This window comes from Sphingomonas sp. Leaf242 (assembly GCF_001422045.1).
In the GTDB taxonomy this organism is placed as follows: Bacteria; Pseudomonadota; Alphaproteobacteria; order Sphingomonadales; family Sphingomonadaceae; genus Sphingomonas.
Window position 1 is genome coordinate 246,758 of record NZ_LMLW01000011.1, and the last position, 21,273, is coordinate 268,030.

Here is a 21,273-nt window from a genome sequence, read left to right on the forward strand (position 1 = left end):
AATGCGGCGTAAGTCGCGACGATGACTATTTCTTCCCCGGCCCCCTCGCCCCCCACCTCGACCGGGCACTCGACCGCTCCCTCGACTGCCGGTCCCTCCCTCTCGGCCGGGCCGGCGACCGAGCCGTCGACCGCGCCCTCGTCCACGCCGGCGATCCGGCTCGCGATCTACGACATGGACAAGACGATCACGCACGCGCCGACCTGGACGCCGTTCCTGCTCCACACCGCAAAGAAAGGCGGCGCGCCGTGGCGGCTGGCGCTCGTTCCGTTCGCGGGGGTGGCGGCGCTCGGCTATGTTGGCAAGCTGATCAGCCGCGGCCGGCTCAAATATCTGATGCAGCGGATGATGCTCGGCAAGCGCATGACGCTCGCCGAAGAACGCCGAGCGGCCGAAGCCTTCGCCGACCACGTGATGCGCGACGGCGTCTTCACCAGCGCCCGCGCGCAGATCGAGGCGGACCGTGTCGCCGGCTACCGACTGGTGATGGCAACCGCGTCGTACCGATTCTACGTCGAGGCGATCGCGCGGCGACTGGATTTCGACGCGGTGATCGGCACCGAAAGCCTGCGCGACCGCGACGGCGTCCTGCTCGCCGGGATCGACGGCGAGAATTGCTACGGCCCGGCCAAACTGCGGATGATCCAGGCCTGGATGGACCGCGAAGGCATCGCCCGAGACCACGCCCACATCCGCTTCTACTCCGACCATGTTTCGGACGCCCCGACCTTCGAATGGGCCGACGAACCCTTCGCGGTGAATGCACATGGGCCATTGCGGTTGTTGGCGAAGGCTAAGAGCTGGCCGATGCCGGATTGGGAAAGGTAGATCTCGGCGGCATGGCCGTCGCCCGAATGGGTCGAACCATCGCGGGGCGGGCCGTGCACGCGCGATATTCAAGTATATTCGCGAACGATCGCTTTCAGCAGTGCGTGGTATCGGTCGATCGACTCAGCCCGAGGCTATCGGGAGACGACCTTGCTCCAGCCAAACCATACCGGATGGGACCGATCGTCGAGCGCCGTTTGAAGAGTCCAAGAAGTGTCGATCTGAGAGGCTCTTGAACGACGACACATCGCGTACGACAAGTGCCGTATCGTGGCCCCTCGGCTTTAGCATTTACTTGCCCACCGGAGCGCGCGCGTGACGGAAGCCGGTCGCTATCTTCCCATTGCGTCGGGCCGCCAATCCAGTGTGCCACGGCTTCGAAGTCGCAATGCGGCCATGGCATCTCGACGGTGTCTGCACGTCCCCTCAAGCCCGGTATCGTCGCGTACGCTTCCGACAGATCGGTCCGCACTAGCGGATGCCGCCGCCCCCGGGATGGAGGGCGGCGACTACCTTCACGCCGGCATAGGCACTTTGGCGATGCTCGGCGACAAGGCGAGTCCGATCGGCCCTTCTCCGGTGTAGACCATCGTACCGGTCAATCGCTCGCCATCGCCCTCCACGGTGACGTCGAGGATTCCCTGCTTGCCACGACAGCCAAGCACCCAGGTGCCGCCAGCATTCCAGGGCGCATCGTTGCCGCCCCATTGGTTGTCGACAGCATAGGTATTGGCCATGATGCGCGTGCCGCGGAACCCGATCGGCCCTTCGCCCGCATAGATCATCGTCCCGGTCACCGTCTTGCCGTCGTCGGCGCTCGTCAGATCGAGTGCGGTCACCGACTGATCCGGTCGGCAACCAAGCACCCACTGACCACCCTGGTGCCACGGTGCGCTGGCGCCGCCCCACTGGTTCGTGGCGTCGAACGCCAAACCGGCAGACCGCACGCCCTTTACCCCGATCGGCCCTTCGCCGTCATAGGTCATCGTCCCGGTCAGGGTCTCGCCGTCGGTCGAGGAGATGTCGAACGCGATCGCATTCTGGCCTTCGCGCGCGCCGAGCAGGAAAACGCCCGCATCATGCCAGGGTGCGCTGGTGCCGCCCCATTGATTCTCGGCGTTATAGGTGTTTTCGGTGACGCGTGTCGCACGCAGGCCGATCGGGCCTTCGCCCTGATAGGTCTGCGTGCCGGTAAAGCTCAATCCACCGTCGCTCGACTGGATGCTGAGCGCCAAGAGGGGTTGGTCGACGCGATTGCCGATGTTGAGCACTCCGCCCTCGTTCCACGGCGCCGAATTTCCGCCCCATTGATTCTGAATGTTGAACACGGCCATGCACACGATCCTTTCAAGACTTTGACAACAGGCGCAAACTACAGTCATTGCCCTAGCTTTGCCCGAAAAGAGAGATCTCTTTCCGGAGCGCCTGTATAGTTTCGACTCGGGCAATGAGGGCACTATACGCGCATTTAGCGTCAACGACCGTTAGACTGGTCTACGTTGGATGCAATTTGGCACAGCCTGTCATTGCGCCCCGCCTGCTCATGTGAATGACCTCACAGACCAAGTCATGTCCGACCTCGAGCTTGTTCGATGGTCATGATAGGCCCCATCCGGTCGGTGGGACGCTAGCGGCCACGATCAGGTTCGGGACCGACAACAGGATACGTTTGCGACTCTAAAGCGCCATTCTGTCGAACCATTGGTGATCGGGTACGCGGGCCCGCGCGAGACGCCGGATGGCACACCACGGCAATCCGGCGCTAGCGTCTACAGGACAGCGTCATGTCCCTGAAAATCCGCGCGTGGCGGTCTGCGTTACATCAGCGTCGTGGTGAGACAGCCCCCGTCACAACACTATGTCGACGCTGTGGATCACTAGTCCGACCAGTCCGCCGACGATCGTCCCATTCACGCGGATATATTGCAGGTCGCGGCCGACGGCGTTTTCCAGGCGGCGGGTAATCGTGTCGGCGTCCCAGCTGCGGACCGTTTCCGAGACCAGCTTGACGATGTTGTCGCCGTAGTCTGCGGCGGCGCCGACAGCGGCGCGGCGGACGAAGCGGTTGATGGTCCGCGACATGCGGGGATCATGCTGTAATGTCTCGCCTAATTGGCGCAGGATGTCGCCGAGCTTGCCCGCCATCGCGCGTTCCGGATCGCGCGCGATCGCGAGTAAGGCACCGCGCGCCTGCTCCCAGAGGCCGTCCAGCCAGCGCTGCATCGCCGGATTGTCGAGCAGGTCGTTCTTCATCGTCTCGACGCGCTCGCGCATCCGGCGGTCATATTGCAGGTCCCAGGCGAGCCGATCGAGCCCCTCCTCCGCCTTCAGCCGCAGCGGATGCTCGGGGTCCTCCGCCATCTCCGCGAGCAGCCGGTCGAAACCGCTGATAAGCTTGTCCGCGACGGTCGTGTCGAGCCCGGTCCAGCGCAGGATCGACCCCGCCTTGTCGTGCACCATCGCGCGGACGAGGTGATCGTTCGCGGCCAGCGTCTTCGCCGCCCAGCGGATCGCGCTTTCGAGCAGCGGCGCGTGGCGACGCTCGGCGATCGCGGCCTTCAGCAACTGGCCGAGGATCGGCGACACCTCCGTCGCGCGCAGGCGGGCGCCGATCCCGGCCTTGACCATCCCGCCGAGCCGCGCCGGATCGAGCCCCTCGAGAACCTGCGCGACCAGCTTCGACGCGCCCTGGCGAAAGCGACCCCCTGCCCCCTCGGGCGGATCGGTCAGCCAGCGTGCGATCGCACCCGCGACGTCGAGCCGGCGGGTTCGCCTGGCGATGACGACGGGAATCAGGAAATTCGCGCGGAGGAACTGCGCGAGCGTGTCGCCGATGCGATCCTTGTTGCGCGGGACGATCGCGGTGTGCGGGATCGGCAGGCCGAGCGGATGGCGGAACAGCGCGGTCACCGCGAACCAGTCGGCCAAGCCACCCACCATCGCCGCCTCGGCGAACGCGCGGACGAACGCGAACGCGGGGTGCACGGGGATCAGTGCGCGACTGACGAAGAACGTCGCGGCCATCAGCACCAGCAGGCCGGTGGCGACGATCCGCATACGGACGAGAGCAGCCGGCGGAGCTTCGCCGATCGGGCGCGTGCGGGGTAAAAGCGTCATACCCGAAACAATCCCTCAAGACGGGGATAGTTCAAGTCGGTGTCGCCGACCGGATCCAGGTGCGGCACGATCGCCGCAAATCCGGTCCGTCAGACGCCATCGGTGCCAGCGTTCGTGCCGGGCGAGGTCGAACTGCCATCCCGGCGTTCGATGGCTCGACCTCGCTCAGCACGACCGGCGCGGGCGCGTCACTCGGCCGGCTGCGTGCCGTCGCCGAGCTTGGGTGTCGCCGGCCCGAGCCGCGGTCCGGGCGAATGCGGCCCGGACAATGGCGGGCCCGACGGGTGCGGATCGGCCAGGCCGATGACTTCGCTGCCGTCGTCGCCGGGACGATAGGTGAGCAGGCTGCGGCCGAGGCGCGGCCCGATATACCGCTCGATGCCGACCGCGAGGCTGAACGCCGCGGGGACGATCAACAGCGTCAGGATGGTCGACAGGACCAGTCCGCCGATCACGACGATGCCCATCGGCGCGCGCCACGATCCGTCGCCGCCGAGCGAGAGGGCGGTCGGGATCATGCCCGCGACCATCGCCACCGTGGTCATCACGATCGGCTGCGCGCGCTTGTGGCCCGCGTCGACCACTGCGGTCCAGACGTCGACGCCCTTGCCCATCTCTTCCAACGCGAAGTCGATCAGCAGGATCGAATTCTTCGCGACGATCCCGAGCAGCATGAGGATGCCGATGAATACCGGCATAGACACCGGATTACCCGTCGCCCACAGCGCCAGCAGACCGCCAAGCGGGGCCAGCAACAGCGACCCCATGTTGACGAACGGCGGCAGCGCGCGGCGATACAGCAGCACCAGCACCGCGAACACGAGGAACGTGCCCGCGATCACCGCGAGGATGAAGTTGTTGACCATCTCCGCCTGGAACTTGGACTGGCCGAGCACGAGCCTGTTCACGCCGGTCGGCAAGTTCATCATCGTTGGCAGCGCGTCGATCTGCTTCTGCGCGACGCCCGAAACGATACCGGGAGCGAGATCCGCACCGATCGTCAACTGACGCTGCTGATTGACGCGGTCGATCTTGGTCGGGCCTGACCCGAGCGTGATCTCGGCCACCAGGTTGAGCGGCACCGAGCCACCGGTCGCGGTGGACACCGGCAGGTTCTGGATCGTAGACAGCTCGCTGCGCGCACCCTGATCGAGCGCGACGCGGATCGGGATCTGGCGATCCGACAGCGAGAAGCGCGCCGAGTTCTGGTCGATGTCGCCGAGCGTCGCGATCCGGATCGCGGACGACAGTGCCTGCGTCGTCACGCCGAGGTTGGCGGCCAGATCGAAGCGCGGCTTGATGACGATTTCGGGACGCTGCAAATTACCGGCGACGCGCGGCGCGACCAGCGTCGGCAGCCGCGACATCTCGGTCACGATCTTCTGCGCGGTCTCGTCGAGCAGCTTGGGATCGTCACCACCGAGCGTCACGCTCATGTCGCGCGTGCTGCCCCCCCAGCCATTCTGCGAGCGGAACGAGACGCGTGCATCGGGGATCGCCGCGAGCTGGGGCGCGAGGCTGCGCTCGAACTCCGTGCTCTTCATCTTGCGGTCGTCCTTGAGCGTCGCGGTGACGCGGCCGGCATTGACCGAGCCGTTGGCGCCGCTGCGCGCATAGACCGACTGGACGTCGGGCTGCGATCCGATCAGCGCGGCAACCTTCGTGACGACGGCTTCGGTCTGCGCGAGCGTGGTGCCCGGGACCATGTCGATCACCGCCATCGAGGTATCGCTGTCCTGCGCGGGCTGGAACGTCATCGGCAGGACGCCGAACATGACGATCGTCAGCAGGAACGCGAAGACGCCGAGCCCGAGCACCCAGAACCGGTGGTCGAAGACACGGCTGGTAAGGCGGCGGAAACCACCGCGCGCGGCGGATGCCTTTGCCCTGCCCGTCTCCAGCGTCCATTTGAGCGTGGCCATATAGCCGTCCATCAGCATGCCCTCGCCGTGCGTGGCGGGGCCGGCGGACTTCAGGAAATAGGCGGCGAGCATCGGCGTCACGAGTCGCGCGACCGCGAGGCTCATCAGCACCGACGCGACGACGGTGAGGCCAAAATTCTTGAAGAACTGTCCCGAGATACCCGGCATCAGGCCGACCGGCAGAAACACCGCGACGATCGCCATCGTCGTCGCCAGCACCGCGAGACCGATCTCGTCTGCGGCATCGATCGACGCCTGATAGGCGGATTTGCCCATCCGCATGTGCCGAACGATGTTCTCGATCTCGACGATCGCGTCGTCGACCAGCACGCCCGCGACGAGACTGAGCGCCAGCAGCGTCATCTGGTTCAGGTTGAAGCCAAGCAGATCCATGAACCAGAAGGCGGGGATCGCCGACAGCGGGATCGCGAGCGACGAGATCACTGTCGCGCGCCAGTCGCGCAGGAACAGGAACACCACGATTACCGCGAGCACAGCGCCCTCGATCATCGCGTGGATCGCGCTCTCATATTGTTCTTCGGTGTATTTGACGCTGTTCGAGCGCAGCACGAAGTGCACGTTCGGGTTGCGCTTTTCCATCGCCGCGAGCTTCTTCACCGCTTCGTTGAAGACGGTGACGTCGGACGAACCCTTCGAGCGCTGGAAATCGAAGCTGATCGTCTGGCGACCGTCGATCGCCGCACGGCTGCGCTGTTCGGCATAGAGATCGCGGACCTGCGCGATGTCGGCGAGGCGCACGGTGCGACCGTTGCCGACGCTGATCTGGGTCTGGGCAAGCGCGACCGCATCCTTGGCGTTGCCGAGCACGCGAACCGACTGCTCGGACCCGGCGATTTCCGCGCGACCGCCTGCGGCATTCAGATTGACCTGGCGGATCTGGTTATTGACCTCGCTCGCGGTCAGACCCTGGCTCTGAAGCTTGAGCGGATCGAGGATGATGCGGATTTCGCGGCTGACGCCGCCGTTGCGGTTGACCGCAGCCATGCCGGGGACCGACAGCAGTTCCTTGGCGACGTTGTTGTCGATGTACCAGCTGAGCTGTTCGACCGTCATGTCCTTGGCGATCACCGAATAGCTCGCGAGATCGTTGTCGGTGGTGTTCGCGCGGAACACCTGCGGTTCGAGGATACCCTCCGGCAGGTTGCTGCGGATCTGCGCGATCGCATCGCGGACGTCGGTGACGGCGCGATCGATCGGCGTGCCGATGCTGAGCTGGACGACGGTCTGCGACTGGCCTTCGGTCACGGTCGAGGTGATTTCGTCGATCCCCTGGATCGATCGCACCGCGGCTTCGACGCGCTGCGTGACCTGCGTCTCGAGTTCGGTCGGCGCCGCGCCCGGCTGGCTGATCACGACGATCGCGATCGGGAAATCGATGTCCGGATCGTTGTTCACGTCCATCCGCATGAAGCTGACGATGCCGGCCAGCGTCAGCGCCAGGAACAGCACGATCGGCGGCACCGGGTTGCGGATCGCCCAGGCCGAGATGTTGCGGAAGTTCATGCGATCAGCTCGCTTTCTTCGTGACCGGCTTCACCTTTTGTCCGGGGGCGAGGAATCCGCCGGCGGACAAAACAACGCGTTCGGACCCGTCAAGCCCGCTGAGAATCGTCACGCCCTCGTCATAGACCTGACCGATCTTGACCGCACGTCGCACCGCCTTGTCGTCGGCGCCGACGATATACACGAAGCTGCCCTTCTCGTCGCTCTGCAACGCCGAATCGGGAAGCAGAGGCGCCTGTGTCGCCCCGCCAACAATCGTCGCCGCCGCGAAACCACCGGGACGCAGCGCAGGATCGTACTTGACCGCGATCCGCGCGATGCCCTGACGGCTCTGCGGGTCGATCACCGGCGACACCTGCCACACTTCACCCGGAAAACCCTGAGTCGTGCCGACGGGCACGACGGTCGCCCGCGCACCGGGATGCAGACCGGCGAGATCGGATTCGCTCAACTGCGCGCGCATCTCCATCTGGCCTGCCGCGGCCATGCGGAACAGCACGCCCGTCCCGGCGCCGACGACCTGGCCCGATTCGACGCCGCGGGTCAGGACCAACCCGGCGGCGGGCGCCCGGATGTCGAGCCGACCGTTGCGCGCGCGCGCTTCGCCGAGCGACGCCTGCGCGACCTTCACGCGGGCGGCGGCGGCATCGCGCGTCGCGGCCTTGCGCTGAAGGTCGGCCTTCGAGATGAACCCGCGATCGACCAGCTGCTGCGCGCGATCGAGTTCGGCCTGCGCGATCGTCTCGTCCGATCGCGCGACGTTGACCGACGCCGCCAGCGACGCGGCGGTCTCGGTCTGGACCGAGCGATCGACCGTCGCGAGCACCTGTCCCGCCGCGACCCACTGACCGGGCTCGACCAGCACGCGCGTGATCATCCCACCCTCGCCCGCGACTCCGACCGGCATCTCGCGCCGTGCCGCGATCGTACCGGTGGCGGAAATCGTCCGGTCGACGATCTTGCGACCGGGCACGACCACCGAGACGGTCGGCACCTGCTCGATCACCGGACCGGCGGCGGCCTCCTTCTTTCCCGACTTGAACGCGACCACGGCGGCGACGATCGCCAGCACGACGAGAACGGCGATGATGATGTTACGACGGCGATGCGATGGCGCGGTGTAATCCGGCAGGGCCAGCTGCTCTTCGCTCTCGCTGGCGCCGAGGTGACCCGCCATCTTCGTCTCGTAATTCATGCGCGTCACAATCCCCATTTCGACCGGTCTTGTTTCGACCCGCTTCGCCGTTCGCACGCTGTGTTATCTGAATAAGTCACCATGCTCAAGCCCTTCGACGAGCATGGAACGAAGACATGCTTCGAATTCGATCTATTCGCAATGCGGTGCGAAGAGTTTGGCGGTGCGAAGAGTTTGCGCGACGTTCAGCTTGCGTTGACCTGATCCGCGCGACACGCACACCAGTAGTTACCCGGGAGAGATATCATCAAGACCGCCTCGTTCCTTGCCGCCCTCGCCGTCGTCGCCGTGCCGGGGGCCGTCCTGCCAGGCGCCGCGCTCGCGCAGGCCGCGCCGACCACGGTCGAGCCGATGGTGCCGGCCGCGGGCACCGTGCTGGACGTGACCGCCGAGGGCCGCACGACGCGCGTACCCGATCTCGCAACGATTCGCGCAGGCGTCGTATCGCAGTCGTCGACCGCCGCGGCAGCGCTGGCCGACAATGCGCAGCGGATGGCGAAGGTGCTCGCCGCGCTGAAGCGCGCCGGCGTGGCGCCGCGCGACATCGCGACGTCGTCGGTGCAACTTTCGCCGCAGTATCGCTACGCGGACAACCAGCCGCCGGTGATCACCGGCTATCAGGCGACCAACACCGTCTCGATCCGCTTCCGTGATGTCGCCAAGTCCGGCACGATCCTCGATGCGCTGGTGGCGCAGGGCGCGAACCAGATCGATGGGCCGAACCTGTCGATCGACAAGCCCGACGCGGCGCTCGACGAGGCGCGGACCGATGCGATCGCACAGGCCAAGCGCCGCGCCGATCTGTACGCCAAGGCGGCGGGCCTGCGGGTGTCGCGGATCGTGTCGATCGCCGAATCGGGCCAGGATGCGGGCGGCCCCGCGCAGCCGATGTTCATGATGGCCCGCGCGTCGATGGCCAAGGACAGCACGCAGATCGCGCCCGGCGAGAAGGATGTGACCGTGACGGTGTCGGTGCGGTTCCTGCTGAACTGAAGGTCTGCGATCCTCCCTCGCCAAGGGGGAGGATCGCGACCGATCCGACGACGATCGCCCACGAAAAAGGGCCGCCCGGTTGCCCGGACGGCCCTTCGTTTCGCGTGACGAGAACGAAGCTTAGCGAACGCTGCCGCGACGGACGAGGTTCACGATCGCGAGCAGGATAACGGCACCCACCAGAGACACGAGGAACGAGGTCAGCGTCAGCGGTGCGCTGTTGATCGACCCACCCGACAGGATCAGGCCGCCGATGAACGCGCCGACGATACCGACGACGATGTTCAACAAGATGCCCTGCTGCGCGTCGGTGCGCATGATCATGCTAGCGATCCAGCCGATGACGCCGCCGATGATCAGCCAAAGAATGAGACCCATTGTATTTCCCTCCGTTTATCCCGTTGCCGGGGCGATGGCGGAAAGACGTGCGAGCGGCGATATTTGTTCCGCCCGCGTTTTGAGTTTTGCCGCTCAATACTTCTGCTGGCGCTCGTACAGCGACTTATAGTGCTGGATGCGGGTGACGCGCAGGCCGGGCATCCCCGAGCGATCGATCGCGCGCTGCCAGCTGGCGAACTCCTCGACGGTCAGGCCGTAGCGGGCGCAGACGTCGTCGACGCTGAGCAGCCCGCCATTCACCGCGGCGACCACCTCGGCCTTGCGCCGCACCACCCACCGCGTAGTGCCGGGCGGCGGCAGCGTGTCCAGCGTGAGTTGCTCGCCAAGCGGCCCGATGACCTTGCCGGGACGGATTTTCTGGTTCTCGATCATTTGAAACCTCTGATCGGGGCGGGGGGCCCCCTCTCGATACGCACACGCGAAAGATAGTCGCTAGATTTGAAGATCGGCTGAAACGCCGCAGTAAACAGCATCTTCATTCGTCCTTCCACCGGATTAAGGCCTTTGCCATCGGACCGTTGAAGGCCCCGTGGAGCGGCGCGAACAGCGTCGCATCGACGGTCGTTCGCACGAACCCCGCCTGCACCGCCGCCGTCGGACTCGCCGCCTGGCGGGCGGCGATTCCGACGATCAGGACAGCGAGCTCACCGGGAAGAACGGTAAGCTCGGCATCGCGATCGAAACGGGAGAAACTCAGGTCCAACGGGATACTCACGACAACGTCTGGGAAGCCCGGTGTAGCGCAAGGGGGTGAATGGACCGTAAAACGTCGTGAAAGACTTCGTGAACCTGTCGCTTTTTTCCAATCGCTGGTCGCGTTTTCCGTTCGCTTCACCCTGATCCACGTCAATCGCCGCATCTTTTTGCAACCGCACGCCGTCGCGCTTATGTGATGGCGATGGATCAGACCGATTTTCAGCTCGGGCGGGACACCGCCGGAAAGCGCATCGTCGTGGCGATGTCGGGCGGCGTCGACAGCTCGGTCGTCGCCGCGCTCGCGCATGCCACCGGCGCCGAGACGATCGGCGTGACGTTGCAGCTGTACGATCACGGCGAAGCGGTGGGTCGTGCGGGATCGTGCTGCGCCGGCCGCGATATCCGCGATGCCCGCGCGGTGTGCGACCGACTCGGCATCGCGCATTACGTATTCGATCACGAAACGAGCTTTCGCGAGCAGGTGGTCGACAAGTTCGCCGACGAATATCTGGCGGGACGGACGCCGATCCCCTGCGTCCAGTGCAACATGGGGCCGAAGTTCACCGACCTGCTGAAGCTCGCGCGCGATCTCGGCGCGGATTGCCTGGCCACAGGGCATTATGTCCGGCGAGTCGAGGGCGTACAGGGTGCAGAACTCCACCGCGGCGCCGATCCGGCGCGCGACCAGAGCTATTTCCTGTTCGCGACCACGCAGACGCAGCTCGACTATCTGCGTTTCCCCTTGGGTGGACTGCCCAAGGCGCGGGTGCGCGAGATCGCGGCCGAACTCGGGCTCGGAGTCGCCGCCAAGCCCGACAGCCAGGACATCTGCTTCGTGCCTGATGGCGATTATGCGGGTTTGGTGAAGAAGCTGCGGCCCGAGGCGGCGGAGACGGCGGGGGATATCGTCGATCTCGGCGGGGCCAAGCTCGGTGAGCACCGCGGGCTGATCCACTTCACCGTCGGCCAGCGGCGCGGGCTGGAGATCGGCGGCAGTCCCGAGCCACTCTACGTCGTCCGCGTCGAGCCCGCCACGAAGCGCGTGGTCGTCGGCCCCCGTCGCGCGCTCGCGGTCGAGGCGGCGCGGATGACGGACATCAACTGGCTCGGCCGCGACTTCACCGGGCCGGTGACCGCGAAGGTGCGCTCGATGGCCAAGCCCGTCCCTGCCCGTCTGGTCGGCGACCGGATCGTGTTCGATGCGCCGGAATACGGCGTCGCGCCGGGGCAGGCTGCTGTGTTGTATGCAGGCGAGCGCGTGCTTGGCGGCGGCTGGATCTCGGACACCGAGGCGGCACTCGTAGCCGCCTGACGCGTTCAGGGCGGATGGATATCGAAGATCTACGCCGCCAGATGGAAGCCGCCGCCGCGGCGATGGATTTCGAGACCGCGGGAAAGTTGCGCGATCAGATCAGCGTATTGCGCGGTGGTGGGGAGGTCGCGGACACCGCGGGCCTGACGCGGCAACAGCCCGGCGCGATGGGGCTTGGGACGAGCCAGCAGCGGATGACGCCGCCGCCGGGCTGGGTGAAACCGAAGAAGCCCGATCCGATGACCAAGGGGCGGAAGCGGTAGCACTTCTTTGCCCCCCTCCCTTCCAGGGAGGGGGGAAGATCACGGCACCTGAATCACGGCAGCAGGAACGTGCCTTCGATCGTCGTCACGCATGATCCGCCGAGCACCACCCGGTCGCCTTCGAGGCGACACGTCAGTTTCCCGCCGCGCGCACTCGCCTGATAGGCCGTAAAGCTGTTCCCCAAGGTCGGCGCCCAATACGGCACCATCACCGCATGCGCCGAACCCGTCACCGGATCCTCGTCGATCGCATAGTACGGCGTGAACACGCGACTGACGATGTCGGTCACCTCTCCCCGGGCCGCGACGATTGCGACGATCGGGAATGCGGCCAACGCGACGTAGTTTGGCTTCAAGTCGCGCACGATGGCCTCGTCGTCGACAATGACGAGCGCATAGCCCTTCTCGTGCCACAAGGTCTCGACGGGCGACTCGATGTTCAACGCGGCGACGATCTCCGGAATGGCCTTCGGGCTCGGCCCCCAAGCCGGGAGCTCCAGCGTGTACCCGCTATCTGCACGAGCGACCTCCAGCATCCCAGCCTGCCGTGTCCGGAACCGCACCCGGTCGAGCGCTGTATCCGACGACAGCACGAAATGCCCGCTCGCCAGCGTCGCATGGCCGCAGAGCGCAACTTCCGCACCCGGCGTGAACCAGCGCAGGTCGAAGTCCACGCCTTCGTCATCCGATGCGACGATGAACGCGGTCTCGCTCAGGTTGTTCTCCTGCGCGATGTCCAGCAGCACGGCGTCTTCGAGCCAGGCCGACAGCGGCATCACCGCCGCCTGATTGCCGCCGAACGGCGTGTCGGAGAACGCATCGATCTGCGCGAACGGTATTCTCATGCCTTAAGCCCTTTAGACGTGCGTGCCGAACCCTGGTTCAAACCCGCTTGCCAAACCAATGCGGTGTCACGTCCGCCTCGACTAGCGGATTGTCGGTGTCGACATGCCCCTCTGGATCGAGATGGATCAGCACCTCGACCTTGGGAAATGCGGTGCGCAAATTGCGTTCGACCGCCTCGACGATGTCGTGCGCGTGTTCCACGGTCAGATCGCGCGCGACCTCCATGTGGAACTGCGCGAAATCGTGGCTGCCGGAGCGCCGCGTGCGGAAATCGTGGATGCCGCGGATGCCGGGCTGGCGCGCGGCGACGTCGAGGAATTGGGTGCGCAGATCCTCGGGCCATTCCTTGTCCATCAACTGGTCGATCGCGTTCGACGACGCCTGGAACGCGCCCCAGGCAAGCCACAGCGCGATGACGATCCCGAAGATCGGATCCGCGCCGCTCCACCCGACATATTGATCGAGCACCAGCGCGACGATCACTGAGCCGTTGAGCAGCACGTCCGACTGGTAGTGCACGTTGTCCGCCAGGATCGCGACCGAGCCGGTCTGGCGGATGATGCGCCGCTGATAGGACAGCAGGAACACCGTGGCGACGATCGCGATCACCGACACGCCGATGCCGAAATCGGCCCCAGTGGTCGGCTGCGGATCGCCGAACGCGAGGATCGCGCGCCACGCGATGCCGACCGCCGACGCGGTGATCAGCATGACCTGGAACAGCGCCGCGAGCGCCTCCGCCTTGCCGTGGCCGAAGCGGTGGTCGTGATCCGCTGGCGTTGCCGCCAGCCGCACGCCGTACAGCGTGACCAGCGACGCGAGCAGATCGAGCGCGGTATCGGCGAGCGACCCGAGCATCGCCACCGAGCCCGTCGACCATGCCGCAAAGCCCTTCAGCAGCAGCAGGAAACACGCCATCGCAACGCTGGCGAGCGCCGCGCGGGTTGCAAGAGGTATGACCCTGCGCCGTTCGTCCTGCGTCATGGGAACAACAGCCCTTCGCTCCAATTGCCGTCTTCGCGTGTGAACAGCCGGCGTTCGTGGAGCCGGTGCGCACGGTCCTGCCAGAACTCGATTCTGTTCGGGACGATCCGGTAGCCGCCCCAGTGTGGCGGTCGCGGCACGTCCTGGCCTTCGAACTTCGCGGTCATCTCTTCGACCCGGCGCTCGAACGTCTCGCGACTATCGAGCGGACGCGACTGGTCCGATGCCCATGCGCCAAGCCGTGAGTCCCGCCCGCGCGAGGCGAAATAGGTGTCCGATTCGGCGTCGGTCGCGTGGCTGACCGGACCCTCGATCCGGATCTGACGGCGCAGCGATTTCCAGTGGAACAGCAGTGCGCCCTGCGGATTGGCGGCGAGCTCGCCTGCCTTGCGGCTTTCGCGGTTGGTATAGATCACGAAGCCGTCCGGGCCGTGGCCCTTCAGCAGCACCATGCGCACCGACGGCCGCCCCTCCGCGTCGGCAGTCGCGAGCGCGACCGCGTTCGGGTCGTTCGGCTCGGACTGCTTGGCTTCGGCGTACCAGCTGTCGAACAGCGTGAAGGGATCGTCTGACATGCCGCGCGCCATAGCGGGATTTGAGGCGGAACGAAACTTTGGAACGACTCTACCGTGCCGATGATTGACCCAGGTAATCGAATCGTTTCCGCAACGAAGGAACACGCAAGGTGGCAGCGCGCGCGTATTGGCAGGGGCAGATCCGGCTAGCCCTCGTCTCGATTCCGGTCGAGATCTATTCCGCGACCAAGTCCGGCGCAGCGGTGTCCTTCAAGCAGATTCACGAGCCTTCTGGGCAGCCGATCCATTACGACAAGGTCGTCACCGGCGTCGGCCCGGTCGACGCCGACGAGATCATGAAGGGCTATGAGGTCTCGAAGGGCGAATATGTGCTGCTCGAGCAGGACGAGATTGATGCGGTGAAGCTCGAATCGAAGAAGACGCTGGAGCTGACGCAGTTCGTCGATGCGAGCGAGATCGACGTGCTCTATTACGAGAAGCCGTATTTCGTGGTGCCGGCGGATGACCTTGCGGAGGAGGCGTTCATCGTTCTGCGCGAGGCGTTGCGGCGGACCAAGAAGGTCGGACTCGGCCAGCTTGCAATGCGCGGGCGTGAATATGTCGTCAGCCTGAAGCCGTGCGGGCGCGGGATGGTGCTGGAGACGCTCCGCTACGCCGACGAGGTGCATAAGGCGCAGGGCTATTTTCGCGATATTCCCGACGATAAGCCATCGGAGGAGCTGTTGGAACTTGCCGAGGCGCTGATCGGGAAGCGAAGTGGCGATTTCCACCCGCAGGAGTTCCACGATCGCTATGTCGATGCGCTGAAGGACCTGATCGAACGCAAGCGCAAGTCGAACGGGAAGAAGATCATCGAGGACAAGGACACGGGCGGGAAGACGGGCTCGAACGTGGTCGATCTGATGGCGGCGTTGAAGAAGTCGATGGAGAAGAGCGGGGGGAGTGCCGCGGCGGAGAAGGCGCCGGCGAAGAAGGCCCCCGCCAAGCGGGCGCCTGCAAAGACGGGTGCCAAAGCCCCTGCGAAGAAGCGTGCGTAACGCTTCTCCTTGTTTCCCCGCGAAGGCGGGGACCCAGTCTGGGCTCCCGCCTTCGCGGGAGAACAAGCTTATAGGGGCGACCACCCCCTCCCCCGTCATCCCAGCGAAAGCTGGGATCTCCCCATTGCAGACCTTCCCCTCGCGGCGCGAGGTCCCGGCTTTCGCCGGGATGACGAAGACGGGACGCTATTGATGGCCACGCCCCCGGATCCGCTAGCCCTTTACAATACCAAGCGGAACTTCACCAAGACCGCCGAACCAGCCGGCACACTAGACCCCGGCAACGGCAACAGCTTCATGGTCCAGAAGCACGACGCCACCCGCCTCCACTGGGACTTCCGCCTCGAAATCGACGGCGTCCTCAAAAGCTGGGCGGTCACGCGCGGCCCCAGCCTCGACCCTAACGAAAAGCGCCTCGCCGTCCGCACAGAGGATCATCCGCTCAGCTACGCCACGTTCGAAGGCACGATCCCCGCGGGCGAATATGGCGGCGGCACGGTGATGCTGTGGGATCGCGGCACATGGTCGCCGATCAAGGGCAAGTCGGCCAAGGACCTCGACAAGGGCCACCTCCACTTCGTCCTCGATGGCGAACGGATGAAGGGCGAATGGCTGCTGATCCGCCTGAAGCCGCGCGCGAAGGAGAAGCGCGAGAACTGGTTGCTGCGCAAGATCGACGATGCGGCAGCGGGCGGTACCGACACGCTGGTGGAAGAAGCGCTGACCAGCGTCTCGACCGGGCGGACGATGATCGAGATCGAGGAGGGCAAATCCTCCCCGGCACGGGGAGGGGGACCAGCGAAGCTGGTGGAGGGGGCGGCCCGCAAGAGCACCGCCAGCCGTAAAGGTGTCGCCAGCGGCAAGCCCCCCTCCACCACCGCGAAAGCTCGCGGCGGTCCCCCTCCCCGTGCCGGGGAGGAATTTCAGGACCTCCAGCTTTGCACCCTGGTCGACGCCGTCCCCACCGGCTCCGCCTGGCTGCACGAGGTAAAATACGACGGCTACCGCGCGCTGATCTCCGTCGCCAACGGCAAGGCGAAGGTCTTCACCCGCACCGGCCTCGACTGGACCGACAAATTCGCCGCGATCGCCGCCGCCGCCGCCAAGCTCCCGGTAAAATCCGCGCTGATCGACGGCGAGATCGTCGCGTTCAAGGACGGCCACCCCGATTTCTCGACGCTGAAGGACGCGATCTCCGCGGGCGGCGACATGACGCTGTTCGCGTTCGACCTGCTCGCACTCGATGGCGAAGACCTGACCGGCCTCTCCAACCTCGACCGCAAGGCACGCCTCCAACCGCTGATCCCCGAGGACGAGGACCGCCTCCGCTATTCCGACCATGTGATCGGCGCGGGCGAGCAATTGTTCGAGACGATGTGCCGCGAGGGCCTCGAAGGCATCGTCTCGAAACGCGCCGACGCGCCCTATGCGGGCAAGCGGACCAAGGCGTGGCTCAAGGTCAAATGCACGCACCGCCAGGAATTCGTGATCGTCGGCTGGCTGCCATCCGACAAGAAGCGGGGGTTCAAGTCGCTGTTGCTCGGCGTCCGCGAGGGCAAGGGCTACCGGTACGCGGGGAAGGTCGGCACCGGCTTCGGTCAGGCGTTGATGGACGAGATCCGCGACAAGCTCGACGCGCTCGACCGCAAGACGCCGACGGTCGAGGCCCCCAAGGCTGCGGTTCGCGGCGCGAAGTGGGTGGCGCCGAAACTGGTCGCGGAGGTCGCGTTTGCCGAGGTCACGCCCGACGGCGTGCTCCGCCATTCGAGCTTTATTGGCCTGCGCGAGGACAAGGCGGCGAAGGACGTCGTTGCCGAGACGCCCGCGCCGCTGCCGGATGTGGAGGAAGCCGCGGCTCCCGCGACCAGCATCAAGGTCAGTAGCCGCGACCGCGTGATCTTCGACAAGTCGGACGTCACCAAGGGCGATCTCGCGGATTATTATGTCGCGGTCTCGGGCATCATGCTGCCGGTCGCGGGCAATCGCCCGATCAGCCTCGTCCGCTGCCCCCAGGGCCGCTCGCGCGCGTGCTTCTTCCAGAAACATGACGCGGGGAGCTTCGGCGACGCGGTGCATCAGGTGCCAATCCGCGAGAAGGACGGCTCGACCGAGGACTATCTGTACGTCGACGATGCCGACGGGCTGGTCGCGTGCGTGCAGATGGGGACGATCGAGTTCCACGGCTGGGGATCGTCGAACGCGGCTCTGGAGAAGCCCGACCGACTGATATTCGATCTCGACCCCGACGAGGGGCTCGACTTCGGCGACACGAAGAAGGCGGCCGAGCATCTTAAGAACCAGCTGGCCGAACTGGGGTTGGTCAGCTTCCCGATGCTCTCGGGCGGCAAGGGCGTGCACGTGGTCGTGCCGCTCACACCCGAAGCCGAGTGGCCGGCGGTGAAGGATTTCGCCGATCGCTTCGCGCGGGCAATGGCGGGCGCCGATCCCGAGCGCTTCGTCGCGACGATGGCGAAGGCGAAACGCAAGGGGCGGATCTTTATCGACTGGCTTCGTAACCAGCGCGGCGCGACCGCGGTGATGCCGTATTCGGCGCGGGCTCGGGCTGGGGCGCCGGTGGCGGCGCCAGTGTCTTGGACCGAGTTGCGGGATACCGAAACGGCGGCGAGATGGGGTGTGCGGGATGGCGCGGAGTTGATCGAGCGGGCCGGGTCGCGGGCGCTGGCGGGCTGGGGTGTGGCGGATCAGGTGCTGCCGGATTTATGAGCGGCCCCCTCCACTAGCACCACCCCGGCGAAGGCCGGGGCCCAATTGGAAAGGTGGTGGTAACGGCGCGATGCCCTTCATTATCGCCGTCTCCCAATTGGGCCCCGGCCTTCGCCGGGGTGGTGGTTTGTGGAGGCGACAGCTCGTTCCCTTACTGCTCCCTCGCGAACGCGGGGGGCCAAGGTAACTGCACGCAGCACTTGGGATTCCTGGGCCCCCGCGTTCGCGAGGGAACAGGAGTAGGCGCGGGCGCGGAACGACAATTTATGTTGCACCGCCGCGTTGAAAGGTGAAACACCGCCGCCTGTATTCGGGGGCTTGAGGCATTGGACACGGCGACGCACACCGCGCCCCTTTTCGACGCGATGATCCATGCCGAGCGCTGGATCACCGATTATTGCGCGCGCAGCACCGGCGCCGACGTGCTCTGCGAAGATGCTGACCCGGCCTGGGCGGCGATGTTCGCCGAACTCGCGATGGTCGCCTCGGACGACCTCGGCCACATCCGCGAACGCGTCCAGCGGCATGCGGTCGACATCGGCACCGGCTTCCGCATCGCCGACGAACCCGACGAGCGACCCTGGCCCGTCTCGCCCGTCCCGCTGCTGATCGAGGCCGGCGAATGGACCGGGATCGAGCGTGGCGTGATCCAGCGCGCGACGTTGATGGAGGCGGTGATCGCCGACCTCTACGGCGAGGGAAAGCTGGTTGCCGACGGGCACATCCCCGCCGCGCTCGTCACCGGGAGTCCGTTCTTTCTGCGGCCGATGGTCGGGCTCGATCCGCCGGGTGGCCGGCATCTTGATTTCATCGCGATCGACCTCGGGCGAGGGCCGACCGGTGAGTGGCGCGTCCTGGCCGATCACCTGCGCGCACCCGCCGGCGCCGGATACGCGCTGGAGAACCGGATCGCTGTCAGCCGCACGCTCGGGGGTTTGCAGGATCGGCTCAACGTCCAGCGGCACGCGCCGTTCTTTGCTGCCTTCCGCGCCGGGATCGCGGCGATGTGCAAGCGGACCGACCCGCGGATCGGGCTGCTCACGCCCGGCCGGTTCAACCCGAGCTATCCCGAACAGGCGCATCTCGCGCGCTATCTGGGGCTGCTGCTGGTCGAGGGCGCCGATCTCGCCGCGCTCGAAGACAAGGTGTATGTGCGCACCATTGGCGGGCTCAAGCGGATCGATGCGCTGTGGCGGCGGCTCGACCCGCGACTGCTCGATCCGCTGGCGTTCGACACGCATTCGCAGATCGGCGTGCCCGGGCTGATCGACGCCTACGCGGCAGGCAACGTCGTGCTGTCGAACGCGCCGGGATCGGCGGTGCTGGAGGCGCCGGCGTTCTCCGCATTCCTGCCGCAGCTTGCGAAGTCGCTGCTCGGGGAAGACCTGCTGCTCCCCAACATCGCGACGTGGTGGTGTGGGCAGGACGGCGCGCGAGCGCAGGTCGAGGCGAATTTCGACCGCCTGCTGATCGGTCCGGCATTCCATTCGCGGCCTCTCGGCATGACCGGCGGCCCGGTCACGGGCGCCGACATCACCGGCGAAAACCGAACGCGTCTGCTCGCGGACATGGCGCGCAGGCCGCAGGATTATGTCGGGCAGGAACTGGTCCAGCTCTCGACCATGCCGGTCGTGGTCGGCGATGCACTCGTCCCCCGCCCCTTCACCCTACGTGTCTTCGCGGCGCGTAACGGCGACGGCGAATGGACCGTCCTCCCCGGCGGATTTGCGCGGATCGGCGAGCATCCCGACGCGCGGGCGGCGGTGATGGGCGAAGGCATCTGGTCTGCCGACGTGTGCATTTATGGTGCCGAGCCAGTCGCGCCCGTGTCGTTGCTGACCGCCGCGGACTCGCTTCAGGTGCGGCGCAATCCGGGGACGTTGCCGAGCCGGGTGGCGGACAATTTCTACTGGCTCGGGCGGTATCTGGAGCGCGGCGAGGCTCTGCTCGGCGCGATCCGCGTGATGCTCGGCAATTCGATCGACGTCGACGGGGGTGCCGTCCTGTCGCCGACCACGGTCGGCAAGCTGGTCGGGCTGATCGTCGGGGCTGGGAGCGCGCCACATCCGCCGAGCTTGCGCCGCGCCGACCTGACCGCGCTCGCCCGCACCGCGATGGAGGACGAACGCTGGCAGTCGATCCTCACGCTCAACCGCAACGCGCGCGAGATCGGCGAAGGCTCGCGCGATCGGTTGTCGGCGGACATGGTGCGGTTGCTGGAGGCGCCCTTCCCGACGCACCGCGGCATGCTGGAGCGGGCCGGGTCGCTGCAACGGCGCTATGCGGCGATCGCCGGACTGTCGGCGGAGCATATGGGGCGGACGGCGGCGTGGCGCTTTCACGATCTTGGGCGGCGGATCGAGCGGGCGATGGCGATGGCGCGGGCGATCCGGTTGTTTGGGATGCCGGGCGCGTCGCCGGACGATCTGTCGGTACTGCTTGACCTGGCCGATAGCCAGATCAGTTATCGGCAGCGCTATCCGACGGGGATCGCGCGGGTGCCGGTGATGGATCTGGTAGCGCTCGATCCGGGCAATCCGCGCAGCCTCGCGTTTTCGGCGGAGCGGATCGCGGCGCGGTTGGCGGAGTTGCCCGTGCTCAGCGACGATGAGATGGCGGAGCCGCAACAGGCGCAAGCGACCGGGTTGCAGGCGATCGTGATGACGGCGACCGCCGCGGAGCTGGATGCGGAGACGCTGGGGGATATCGAGCGGCGGCTCGGCGCGGTGTCGGATGCGCTGGCTCGGCGGTATTTCCTGCAGGGGGCCGAGCCGTTGCGGACTAGTGGGCTGACGTTGGCGTGAGGGGCGTGACGCTGCAAATCCTCCCCGGTACGGGGAGGGGGACCATGCAGCGCATGGTGGAGGGGGCTCTCCACCGGCGTATCCTTCGTGGCG

At 66.2% G+C, this 21,273-nt stretch carries 17 protein-coding genes; 7 read left to right on the forward strand and 10 right to left on the reverse strand.

The window, feature by feature from the left end; all coding sequences use genetic code 11:
* Nucleotides 1-21 precede the first annotated feature (21 nt).
* Nucleotides 22-828: an HAD family hydrolase gene (locus ASF09_RS17010; protein WP_268795642.1), complete on the forward strand. Its 807-nt coding sequence runs from the start codon at nucleotides 22-24 to the stop codon at nucleotides 826-828.
* A gap of 515 nt (nucleotides 829-1,343) precedes the next feature.
* Here ASF09_RS17010 and ASF09_RS17015 read toward each other — a convergent pair.
* The 4 genes from ASF09_RS17015 to ASF09_RS17030 form a co-directional block, all read right to left on the reverse strand.
* Entirely contained in the window at nucleotides 1,344-2,162 is an 819-nt protein-coding gene (locus ASF09_RS17015) for a lectin OAA family protein (RefSeq protein WP_060527279.1), read from the reverse strand.
* A 514-nt stretch (nucleotides 2,163-2,676) separates the two neighbouring features.
* Nucleotides 2,677-3,945, reverse strand: a complete 1,269-nt coding sequence (locus ASF09_RS17020; protein WP_060527280.1) for a DUF445 domain-containing protein — start codon at nucleotides 3,943-3,945, stop codon at nucleotides 2,677-2,679.
* Between the two features lie 188 nt (nucleotides 3,946-4,133).
* Nucleotides 4,134-7,391 (reverse strand): efflux RND transporter permease subunit, encoded by a 3,258-nt coding sequence (locus ASF09_RS17025; RefSeq protein WP_060527281.1) that lies wholly within the window; start codon nucleotides 7,389-7,391, stop codon nucleotides 4,134-4,136.
* A 4-nt stretch (nucleotides 7,392-7,395) separates the two neighbouring features.
* Complete coding sequence (locus ASF09_RS17030) at nucleotides 7,396-8,586, reverse strand: efflux RND transporter periplasmic adaptor subunit (RefSeq protein ID WP_060527282.1); 1,191 nt, start codon at nucleotides 8,584-8,586, stop codon at nucleotides 7,396-7,398.
* 288 nt (nucleotides 8,587-8,874) lie between these two features.
* Between ASF09_RS17030 and ASF09_RS17035 the strand changes: the two genes are divergently transcribed.
* Nucleotides 8,875-9,579: an SIMPL domain-containing protein gene (locus ASF09_RS17035; RefSeq protein ID WP_235529870.1), complete on the forward strand. Its 705-nt coding sequence runs from the start codon at nucleotides 8,875-8,877 to the stop codon at nucleotides 9,577-9,579.
* Nucleotides 9,580-9,699: 120 nt separating this feature from the next.
* Here ASF09_RS17035 and ASF09_RS17040 read toward each other — a convergent pair whose 3' ends face one another.
* The 3 genes from ASF09_RS17040 to ASF09_RS17050 form a co-directional block, all read right to left on the reverse strand.
* Nucleotides 9,700-9,957 (reverse strand): GlsB/YeaQ/YmgE family stress response membrane protein, encoded by a 258-nt coding sequence (locus tag ASF09_RS17040; RefSeq protein ID WP_056055026.1) that lies wholly within the window; start codon nucleotides 9,955-9,957, stop codon nucleotides 9,700-9,702.
* A gap of 93 nt (nucleotides 9,958-10,050) precedes the next feature.
* Nucleotides 10,051-10,350 carry a CtrA inhibitor SciP gene (sciP, locus tag ASF09_RS17045; protein ID WP_056055024.1) on the reverse strand — a complete coding sequence of 100 codons (300 nt, stop codon included), beginning with the start codon at nucleotides 10,348-10,350 and terminating at the stop codon, nucleotides 10,051-10,053.
* Nucleotides 10,351-10,453: 103 nt separating this feature from the next.
* A complete protein-coding gene (locus tag ASF09_RS17050; protein ID WP_231420839.1) occupies nucleotides 10,454-10,693 on the reverse strand; it encodes a hypothetical protein in 240 nt (79 codons plus the stop codon).
* A 183-nt stretch (nucleotides 10,694-10,876) separates the two neighbouring features.
* On the opposite strand from ASF09_RS17050, the gene mnmA reads away from it, so the two are divergent.
* Nucleotides 10,877-11,986, forward strand: coding sequence for a tRNA 2-thiouridine(34) synthase MnmA (gene mnmA, locus ASF09_RS17055; RefSeq protein ID WP_060527351.1), 1,110 nt, complete (start codon nucleotides 10,877-10,879; stop codon nucleotides 11,984-11,986).
* A 14-nt stretch (nucleotides 11,987-12,000) separates the two neighbouring features.
* On the forward strand, nucleotides 12,001-12,249 hold the full coding sequence (locus tag ASF09_RS17060; protein ID WP_056061094.1) for a UvrB/UvrC motif-containing protein: 249 nt from the start codon (nucleotides 12,001-12,003) through the stop codon (nucleotides 12,247-12,249).
* A gap of 53 nt (nucleotides 12,250-12,302) precedes the next feature.
* On the opposite strand, the gene ASF09_RS17065 is transcribed toward ASF09_RS17060, so the two are convergent.
* The 3 genes from ASF09_RS17065 to pdxH are packed head-to-tail and all read right to left on the reverse strand — an operon-like array spanning nucleotide 12,303 to nucleotide 14,654.
* Nucleotides 12,303-13,094 carry a PhzF family phenazine biosynthesis protein gene (locus tag ASF09_RS17065; RefSeq protein ID WP_060527284.1) on the reverse strand — a complete coding sequence of 264 codons (792 nt, stop codon included), beginning with the start codon at nucleotides 13,092-13,094 and terminating at the stop codon, nucleotides 12,303-12,305.
* Nucleotides 13,095-13,131: 37 nt separating this feature from the next.
* Complete coding sequence (locus ASF09_RS17070) at nucleotides 13,132-14,079, reverse strand: cation diffusion facilitator family transporter (protein WP_056055013.1); 948 nt, start codon at nucleotides 14,077-14,079, stop codon at nucleotides 13,132-13,134.
* Entirely contained in the window at nucleotides 14,076-14,654 is a 579-nt protein-coding gene (pdxH, locus tag ASF09_RS17075; RefSeq protein WP_060527352.1) for a pyridoxamine 5'-phosphate oxidase, read from the reverse strand. Before pdxH ends, ASF09_RS17070 begins: the two co-directional genes overlap by 4 nt.
* Before the next feature lie 110 nt (nucleotides 14,655-14,764).
* Here pdxH and ku point away from each other — a divergent pair, with 110 nt between their 5' ends.
* From ku to ASF09_RS17090, 3 genes are all read left to right on the forward strand, one after another.
* Nucleotides 14,765-15,652, forward strand: coding sequence for a non-homologous end joining protein Ku (ku, locus tag ASF09_RS17080; RefSeq protein ID WP_060527285.1), 888 nt, complete (start codon nucleotides 14,765-14,767; stop codon nucleotides 15,650-15,652).
* 192 nt (nucleotides 15,653-15,844) lie between these two features.
* Complete coding sequence (ligD, locus tag ASF09_RS17085) at nucleotides 15,845-18,376, forward strand: DNA ligase D (protein WP_060527286.1); 2,532 nt, start codon at nucleotides 15,845-15,847, stop codon at nucleotides 18,374-18,376.
* A 365-nt stretch (nucleotides 18,377-18,741) separates the two neighbouring features.
* Nucleotides 18,742-21,180, forward strand: coding sequence for a circularly permuted type 2 ATP-grasp protein (locus ASF09_RS17090; RefSeq protein WP_060527353.1), 2,439 nt, complete (start codon nucleotides 18,742-18,744; stop codon nucleotides 21,178-21,180).
* The last annotated feature ends 93 nt before the right edge of the window (nucleotides 21,181-21,273 follow it).

Excerpts from the sequence above, each read along its gene's own strand:
- ligD (WP_060527286.1), top strand. The coding sequence starts at position 15,845 with ATGGCCACGCCCCCGGATCCGCTAGCCCTTTACAATACCAAGCGGAAC.
- ASF09_RS17030 (WP_060527282.1), bottom strand. The coding sequence starts at position 8,586 with ATGAATTACGAGACGAAGATGGCGGGTCACCTCGGCGCCAGCGAGAGC.
- ASF09_RS17025 (WP_060527281.1), bottom strand. The coding sequence starts at position 7,391 with ATGAACTTCCGCAACATCTCGGCCTGGGCGATCCGCAACCCGGTGCCG.
- mnmA (WP_060527351.1), top strand. The coding sequence starts at position 10,877 with ATGGATCAGACCGATTTTCAGCTCGGGCGGGACACCGCCGGAAAGCGC.
- ASF09_RS17010 (WP_268795642.1), top strand. The coding sequence starts at position 22 with ATGACTATTTCTTCCCCGGCCCCCTCGCCCCCCACCTCGACCGGGCAC.
- ASF09_RS17060 (WP_056061094.1), top strand. The coding sequence starts at position 12,001 with ATGGATATCGAAGATCTACGCCGCCAGATGGAAGCCGCCGCCGCGGCG.
- ASF09_RS17020 (WP_060527280.1), bottom strand. The coding sequence starts at position 3,945 with ATGACGCTTTTACCCCGCACGCGCCCGATCGGCGAAGCTCCGCCGGCT.
- ASF09_RS17090 (WP_060527353.1), top strand. The coding sequence starts at position 18,742 with ATGATCCATGCCGAGCGCTGGATCACCGATTATTGCGCGCGCAGCACC.
- ASF09_RS17040 (WP_056055026.1), bottom strand. The coding sequence starts at position 9,957 with ATGGGTCTCATTCTTTGGCTGATCATCGGCGGCGTCATCGGCTGGATC.
- sciP (WP_056055024.1), bottom strand. The coding sequence starts at position 10,350 with ATGATCGAGAACCAGAAAATCCGTCCCGGCAAGGTCATCGGGCCGCTT.
- ASF09_RS17070 (WP_056055013.1), bottom strand. The coding sequence starts at position 14,079 with ATGACGCAGGACGAACGGCGCAGGGTCATACCTCTTGCAACCCGCGCG.
- pdxH (WP_060527352.1), bottom strand. The coding sequence starts at position 14,654 with ATGTCAGACGATCCCTTCACGCTGTTCGACAGCTGGTACGCCGAAGCC.
- ASF09_RS17065 (WP_060527284.1), bottom strand. The coding sequence starts at position 13,094 with ATGAGAATACCGTTCGCGCAGATCGATGCGTTCTCCGACACGCCGTTC.
- ASF09_RS17015 (WP_060527279.1), bottom strand. The coding sequence starts at position 2,162 with ATGGCCGTGTTCAACATTCAGAATCAATGGGGCGGAAATTCGGCGCCG.